General features: G+C 46.0%; 4 protein-coding genes. All 4 read left to right on the top strand.

What is annotated here, in order from left to right:
* Positions 1–4: 4 nt before the first annotated feature.
* The 4 genes from MHN31_RS23795 (at position 5) to MHN31_RS23780 (ending at position 7,602) form a co-directional block, all read left to right on the top strand.
* Positions 5–5,593, top strand: coding sequence for an RHS repeat-associated core domain-containing protein (locus MHN31_RS23795; protein ID WP_343224719.1), 5,589 nt, complete (start codon positions 5–7; stop codon positions 5,591–5,593).
* 9 nt (positions 5,594–5,602) lie between these two features.
* The gene (locus tag MHN31_RS23790; RefSeq protein WP_239445507.1) at positions 5,603–6,154 is read left to right on the top strand and encodes a hypothetical protein; all 552 of its coding nucleotides are present in this window, start codon (positions 5,603–5,605) and stop codon (positions 6,152–6,154) included.
* Between the two features lie 522 nt (positions 6,155–6,676).
* A complete protein-coding gene (locus MHN31_RS23785) occupies positions 6,677–7,144 on the top strand; it encodes a hypothetical protein (protein WP_239445506.1) in 468 nt (155 codons plus the stop codon).
* 266 nt (positions 7,145–7,410) lie between these two features.
* Positions 7,411–7,602: a hypothetical protein gene (locus tag MHN31_RS23780; protein WP_239445505.1), complete on the top strand. Its 192-nt coding sequence runs from the start codon at positions 7,411–7,413 to the stop codon at positions 7,600–7,602.
* The last annotated feature ends 222 nt before the right edge of the window (positions 7,603–7,824 follow it).

The raw sequence follows: 7,824 nt of genomic DNA, 5'->3' as shown, positions 1-7,824 counted from the left end.
AGTCATTGATTATGATAAGGATGGCAAAGACGACATCCTGTATATGAAGGGCAGCAGCCAGTACTGGCAACTGATGCGCCATACGTCAGCGATGAACTTTACGTTTACGCAGCTGACGGGGATCAGCAAGCCGAGCTCGGATGATAACACGCGCTTTTTAGACATAGACGCAGATGGTTACCCGGAGCTGTTACATTTTGTGGGCAACAAGCTGTCTTATCAGAAAGGTATTAAAACGGGTCTGGCCAGTGGTGCAGCAAAAGCGCTGAAGTTTAACCTGTCGGCACCGAGTGGCTCAACGGCGACTATGTTGTCGTACGATAAAGAAGACAACACCTTCCAGGCGATGGACTTTAATGGGGATGGTCGTGCCGACTTCCTGGCGCAAGTACGTGTGAGCACCTATACCAGCGGCGGTGGCGGTGGCGGTGGCGGCGACTGCGACTTTGAAGGCAGGTGTGAAGACCCGGTAGGGATTCAACCAATAGAGCCTTTTTCAGCCGGCACACAACACTTAGTTTCCCGCACGGCTAATCTGGGCGATAAATTTGGTGGTCAGGTCGAGCGCCTTGGTGATGGTACAGTCACACAGCGTAGTGAATCAGCACCCATTACCCCTGTTAATCTGAGTCAGCTGAATCCGGTTAATATGGTCGGCGGGCCAGCCGCCACGGTAGCACTCCAGGCTGAGCAGCAGGCGGCGGAGGTACAGTCACTGAGCCGGGTATCAGGTCCCATTACCACGCAGGGCTATTCACATGTAACTTACTGGAAAATCTTGATCTCAAAGGGCAACGACACCTTCGAAGAACTTTACTCTCTCGGCAGTACCAGCTCGTATAAAGACATTCAGGCGGTTGAACTGAATGGCGATGGTCTGGCAGATATTCTGTACCGTAACAGTAACAATGACTGGTATGCACGGATCAATACCGGTACGGGGCTAGCGGGCGGGATCAAGTTGTTTAACTATGACAAGCCGAGCCTGAAGGTGTTTGATATCAATGGTGACGGGATCCCAGAGGTATACCGTGAAGACCATGGTGACCATTTCTACTTCTACAATGGCACAGGCTTCACGTATCGTAAACTGACCTCACATGGCTCTAACTATGATTTTACGACCTTTATGGATGTCACCGGTGACGGTGCTGCAGACAAGCTGGTATTTCAGGGTCGTATGGGCTTATATCAGAACGCTGATGCGCCGACGAATCTGATCACATCGGTACGAGACGGCTTTGGTGCGTATACCACAGTGTCGTATTCGACGCTGAACAACCGCAATATTTACACGCCACACAGCGATGCCCGTACCAAGAGCTGGGGCAATGGCCGTGTTACGGACATGAAGTCTGGCGCGCGTGTCGTCAGTACCCTGACAGCAAAAGGCGAAACCATAAAGTACAAGTATCACGGTGCGAAAGCGCAGGTGGGCCGTGGCATGCTGGGCTTCCGTCAGGTTGAGATGGAAGCGGTGAATGGCGGGACTAAGGTTATCACAACCTATCGTCAGGATGGCGATTATCGGGGCAGTCCGGAGCGGGTTCAGACGTATGTGCGTTATGGCAGTGATACGTCTACTGGCGGTGGCTCAGGCGGCGGTTCTGGTGGTGGCTCGGGCGGTGGTTCTGGTGGCGGTGGCGACTTAGACCCATGTGAAGTCTTCCCGGAAAGCTGCAATTGTCGGTGGGAGGGCGACAATCGTTGCGAAGCACCAAAATTTGCACCAATAGATACACTGTCGGCTACAACTAAGACCTTTAGTGCAGCAGAGGGCATTTCTGCAGAAGGAATACAAGCATCGCCTGTAAAGGTAAACAGTGCGCAGTTTGCAACGCTGTCAACGGCGTCGGTGAATACCAGTATTTGGCGTCTGAAATCAGATATGACGTCGACTTTTGGTCGTAAGCAGGAAACGCGTTTTGTTACTGCTAATAGCACTAAGCCGTATATGGTCTACCCGTCCAGAACGGTTACTAAAACCTATAATACGGATGTCAGCAGTCTGACGCTGATTGCGACTAAGACCAAAGATACGACAGTGGACAGTTACGGTAATCCGTTAACGCAAAGCAGCACAGTTGATTCGAAAAACGGCTATGCGAAAACGGAGACAACAAATACTTATAGTGACAGCTACTATGGTGGCCGGGTCACTAAAACGGTCAAGACCAAGCGTTATCTAAACCGCCTGAATGGCACAAGCAAAGGGAATTATCAGAACACCCATACTTCAACCTTTGCCTATGACAGCAAAGGGCGATTGATTAAGTCAACCGCAGATAACGGGGTAGTTAAAAGTTACACCCTGAACAGCTATGGCCTGATCAGCAAAGAAACGGTCAGCAAGTCAGGTTTACCCACCAAGACGCTGGAAACTTACTATGACAGTACCTATCGTCTGGTGACGGGTGAGAAAAACAGTCTTGGCCATCGTAGTACCATTGCCTATGACAGCTTGGGCCGCAAGTCCTATACTCAGACAGCCAATGGTCAGCGTACTTACTATACCTATAATAAGCTAGGCCGTCTGACGGGAGAAACTTCAACGCCGGCCGACAATACTGATAGATCAGGCACTAAAGCGCTGAGCAGCAGCAAGAGTAAATACTGGTGCACCAGTGGGTGTGTCAGTGGCGCGGCTTATTACGAGGAAAATGTCTCGGAAAGTGGGCCGACGAGCCGACAGTACTTTGATAAGTATGGTCGTGTGCTGCGCGAGTCTACTATGTCCCTGAGTGGTACATTCATCAACGTTGATTATTTGTATGACACCAAAGGTCGCAAATACAAAGAGTCTATGCCTTACTTCCATGGTGGCACACCACTTTGGAATGTGTATAAGTATGACAAGCAGAATCGGGTTGTACAGATAACTAAGGCAGATGGCTCTATCTGGAAAACCGAGTACAACGGCGAAAGTGTGACCACGGTTAACCCGTCGAATCATAAAAATACCCAGCTGACAAACGCGATGGGCCTGCTGGTCAAAGTCACAGATGCCAACAATAAGTCGGCTTACTATGAATATGATGAAAACGGTAAGTCACGTCTGTTGACAGACCCTAAGGGCAATAAGATCCAAGTCAGCTTTGATAAGTACGGTAATAAAACCCGGGTTATCGACCCTGATAAGGGCACCATCAATTATATCTATAATGCCTATCATCAGGTAACCCGCGAGTCAGACAGCAATGGCAATGTGATCACGTATCAATACGATGTACTGGGACGGACTACGGAAGTACAGCGTAAACGCGGGAGCAAACTGGAACATCATGTAGAGAATACCTATGATGACGGTGCCTATGCCAAGGGGATGGTTGCCGTGATGACTGATAAGATCAGCGGTTTTACTGAGCGCTTCTATTACGATTCCTTCGGTCGCACCCGTGAAAAACATACGGTGATTGATGGCAGTACGTATAAGGAAATCTGGGCGTATAACACCGCAGGTCAGCTATCTAAGGAAACGGATGCCTCGGGCAAGTCAGTGATGTATCACTATAATGCCCACAAGCATCTGAGTTCTCTTAAAGACTTGCAGACTAACAGCACGGTCTGGCAGGCCACGGCGAGCGATGCCTTTGGAAACATCACCACGGAGAAACTGGGCAGCCGTATTACCCGTACTAAGGTATTTGATGAAAAGACTGGATTACTGACCAGTCTGAGGTCAACGGGTAACGGCACGTTACAGAACTGGACTTACAACTGGAGTAACCTGGGCAACCTGAATTATCGTCAGGACCATACAATTGGTAAGAAAGAAACCTTTGGGTATGACAGCCTGAACCGGGTTACCAGCAGCGCGATTTCAGGGGGGCCGAGCACCACAATCAGCTACAACGAGCTGGGTAACATTACCTATAAAACAGGTGTGGGCCACTATCATTACCAGTCGAGTCGTCCGCATGCTGTGACCAAGGTGACGGGTGACAGAGCCAATACCTACCAGTACGATGCGGCGGGTAATATGGTGAAAGACAACGCCCGTGAGCTGGTGTACAACACCTTCCACAAGCCGGTTTACATCAAAAAAGATAACTACTGGATGGAATTTGCCTACTCGGGTTCGGGTAAGCGTTATAAGCGTACGGAGTTTGGGGGTGAAAAAGGCCTGCTGCTGCCTATTCTCAATGAGGACATCACGACCTTTATTCCAATCGCGCAGGAAACCCGTTATGTGGGCAATGTGGAGTTCATTCGCTATGGCGGTCAAAGCATCTGGGTGAGCAAGCGCTATATTGCAGGCAAAGTGCTTATCACCACAGTGAACAACCAGGCAACCACGCGCTTTATGCTGGACGACCACCTGGGTTCAACGCATGTGATTGCGGATGCCAGTGGTAAGAAAGAGCAGGTGATGAGCTTTGATGTGTTTGGTGCACGCCGCAATGCGACCACCTGGGCGAGAGACTTTAGCGACCAAAGTAAGTTCACCAGCCAGCTGACGTTACGCGGTTATACGGGCCATGAGCAAATGGATGAAGTTGGTTTAGTGCACATGGGCGGGCGTATTTACGACCCAATCCTGGGGCGCTTCTTACAAGCAGATCCTATGGTGCAGGCGCCGGAGAATATTCAAAACCTGAACCGTTATTCGTATGTGGTTAATAACCCGCTGAATAAGACTGACCCCAGTGGTTATATTTTTGCGACGATAGCGATATGGGCACTGAATGCGGCAATCACCCAGGGGATTATCACAGGTGTGACGGCGACTGTACTCAGTGGTTTACTGACAGCCTATTCATACTATGGTTACGCCAAGCTGGCGGTGGGTATTATCCAGGCAGCCAATCAAGGTGGTACGGCTCTGGCGAACTTTGCGGGTGGCTGGGCCAAAGGGTTTGCGAAAGGCCAAGCAGTGACCTGTATGCTTAATATGGCAGCCGGTGGCGGTTGTGTTGATGGGTTGGAAGCTAAAGGTCAAGGTAGTACTGAAACTGATGGTCATGGAAATTCGAACGAAGGGTTTGGAGAATCAGGTGGGAGCATAATAAAAAACGCTGCCAAAAATCAGGAGCATGGTGAAGTGTCGACACTCATGGATGGGAAAGTTAAGGTCGCCAATTATGGAAAAGATGCAGATCCTGTTTCAGAAGCTGATCTCGCAATAGTGGAAAAAAGCTTAGACGATATATATGGCTCTGGTTCTAAAGATTATCAACCGGGTAAAAGCATGCTGGATACGCTAGGCAAGGGGAAAACTTTAACCATTATATTGAATAAGCAAGGAGAAAACGCAGGGTTCAACTACCAAAAAGCAATGGCTATAGCTGGGAAAGATCGTGGATTAAAGCTAGAAGCAATGAAAATGAGAGGTTTTATAACAGTGGATCTAACTGATGGGCTCCAAATGTTTGATAGAAACTCTGGCAGTACGGTCACAGTGTCTCATACAAGAAAGATTGCTCATGAAATGTCACATGCTTTACTTGGATATAGCGACGACACTAGGCATAAAGCTGTAAGATTCACAGATTCAATTATGAAAACAGTAAATGGAACTTCTCGTCACAATTATGGAAATTGGTGTACAGGCAGCGTGGGATGTTTTTTCAATAGTTTCACGCACAAAAAGTAGAGTTTAGGAATGTTAAAATTTATTGTTCTGATATCAGCTATACTTTTAACGATTGGTTGTGACATACCAAGAGAAGGTATGTCTGAAAGTACTTATAGCTATACGAGAATAGATGGTGAACTAGTTGAGCTAGATTTTGAACAAATGATATATATCGAAGGCAGCTCTATTTCGCCTATTGGTAAGTGTAAGATTGAAGGCTTTAAACTTTGTATAACCGTATCTTCGAGTGTTTTAGCTGTTCCTGAAGATAGAATGCTACCTAATGGTGTGCTTGAAAAGTATTCAACAGGATTTGCTGAGGAGTTGAACGTTGAATATGAAATAAAGCGCTCTAAGTTGACAATGGGAGGTAATAGTTTTGATGGTTATTTTATCACTATTGGGAGTGAACCCTCGTTAGAGTTAAATGATGACTACTCAGGCTCATACTTTTATAGCGTTGACTCTGGTATAATCGCGTTTGAACTTTACAATTACTCAGCTAAAAATATTAAAGCTGGGGATGACAGAATGTATTTGTCATCTGTAACTTTATGGGCAAGTAAAGGAATAAAGTAGGCTTAGGTATTAGTATGTAAAGATGAAAATTAAAATCCTCACTGAAGACTAATATTTTCCCCTTAAAGAGAGCGACCTAGTCTATAGCGTGTAGGTCGCTCGCAAGTTTAGGAGGCCAGAGAGGTAGGTTTGCTATCTCTTTGACTCTTCTTCCATTCCTTTGGTCAGGCATAAGATTTTGGGAGACATCCATTCAAAATTGGTGCTCAGCGAGCGGCCATGTTCTAACTTTAAGTGCACCGCTATAGCTTAAGTTCGCTATGCTGGGAATCTGCAAGACAAATATGGTGCAGAGGTTGGAGACAATGCCGATTGTCATACACACAAGACAGGAAGTCATTGGGCTTCTACTGGGTCAGGGAAAGACACACATAAAATGTGGAAAGTAGATTATATTAGCTCGGTTGGCTCTGATGGAACAGTGCATATGAGTAGATGGGATGCACCACGAGCTATAAACCATAAAAGCTAGCCAAATTTAAATTACTCGGATTTCAGAAAAAGTGCAGTAGGTACGTGCAAATGAGGAAAATAGTTTTACCACTGTTACTCTTTACTTCTTTGAAAGCAGTTTCAGGAGTAATGTTTAGTACTCCCTATTTGAGTTTTATTAACTTAATTCTTTCGTCAGAAGAATATAAAGGTAAAGAAGTTAAAGTGAGTGGATATTTCATTAATACAGGTGAAGGTAACTTCCTTTGTATGACAATGGAAGCTTGCTATACCAGAAGTAAGGAAAGGATTAGGATTAGAGGTCTTGATGATGAGAAAGCTTCAAGAATAGACAAATGTCATGTTTCTTTAGAGGGGAAATACTTGCCTGTGGACTCGACAGCTCAGGGCCACTGGCCGATTATTGGGTTTATTGATGTGACTAAAGATTACTCATACTCATTTATCAATGGTTATGAATCTGTGAATAGCGCTTGTGGTATTTATGGAGAGTTTAAAAAGCTTAAATATCCACACATTGATGAGGAAAAACCCTAAAGAACGGGGTGATTTGATTTTGGGAAACACCCACCCAAGCTGGCGTACAGGATGTACGCCGAGGGTGTTCATAATTCTGTGTCAGCCTGTCAGCCTGTCAGCCTGTCAGCCTGTCAGCCTGTCAGCCTGTCAGCCAACGAGATCGTGAATTCCGCTATCGCGTTGCCTTTTTCCCAAGTCGCGGAGGCAGTAACTAAATTTGTGTAACTGTCTATCTCTATATACTCTACAGAGAGTTAAGGATAGGCAGACGCGAGTGAATAAAAATGAACTTGAAGCATCCACAAAAGAAGCAGCCAAAAAACAATCTGGGAAACACCTACTCTAAACTGGCGTATAAGGATGTACGCCACATACCTATAAAACTCAGCGGTTTGAAAGGGGTGGTTTATGCCAAAGACAAGGAAATGTTAGGTCTGGTCGGAGCTAGTACAATTCATATTAATTTTGCTATTTAAATTAATCCGCACGTATACTCCGGGCAAACTACCCAGGCCATGAAGGTCGTTCAATGTTTTGCACTTTATTGAGAAAAGGAATGTTTTTTGTTAATTCAAGTGTGATTTTAATGTTTTTTTAATGTTTTTTTCATGTTCCTTTTTAGGTATCATTGTACCGATAACTCTCAAAAGGACATAATAACAATGAAATTTTCTACACTTGCTATTTCCGCTTTATTC

Origin of the sequence: Pseudoalteromonas sp. McH1-42, assembly GCF_022347845.1 — a bacterium.
GTDB lineage: Bacteria > Pseudomonadota > Gammaproteobacteria > Enterobacterales > Alteromonadaceae > Pseudoalteromonas > Pseudoalteromonas rubra_D.
The sequence above is the reverse complement of the archived record's forward strand: the minus strand, read 5'-3'. Positions and strand labels throughout refer to the sequence as shown.

What these genes read in the sequence shown, in the direction of transcription:
- MHN31_RS23790 (WP_239445507.1), top strand. Translation starts at nt 5,603, where the DNA reads ATGTTAAAATTTATTGTTCTGATATCAGCTATACTTTTAACGATTGGT.
- MHN31_RS23785 (WP_239445506.1), top strand. Translation starts at nt 6,677, where the DNA reads ATGAGGAAAATAGTTTTACCACTGTTACTCTTTACTTCTTTGAAAGCA.
- MHN31_RS23780 (WP_239445505.1), top strand. Translation starts at nt 7,411, where the DNA reads ATGAACTTGAAGCATCCACAAAAGAAGCAGCCAAAAAACAATCTGGGA.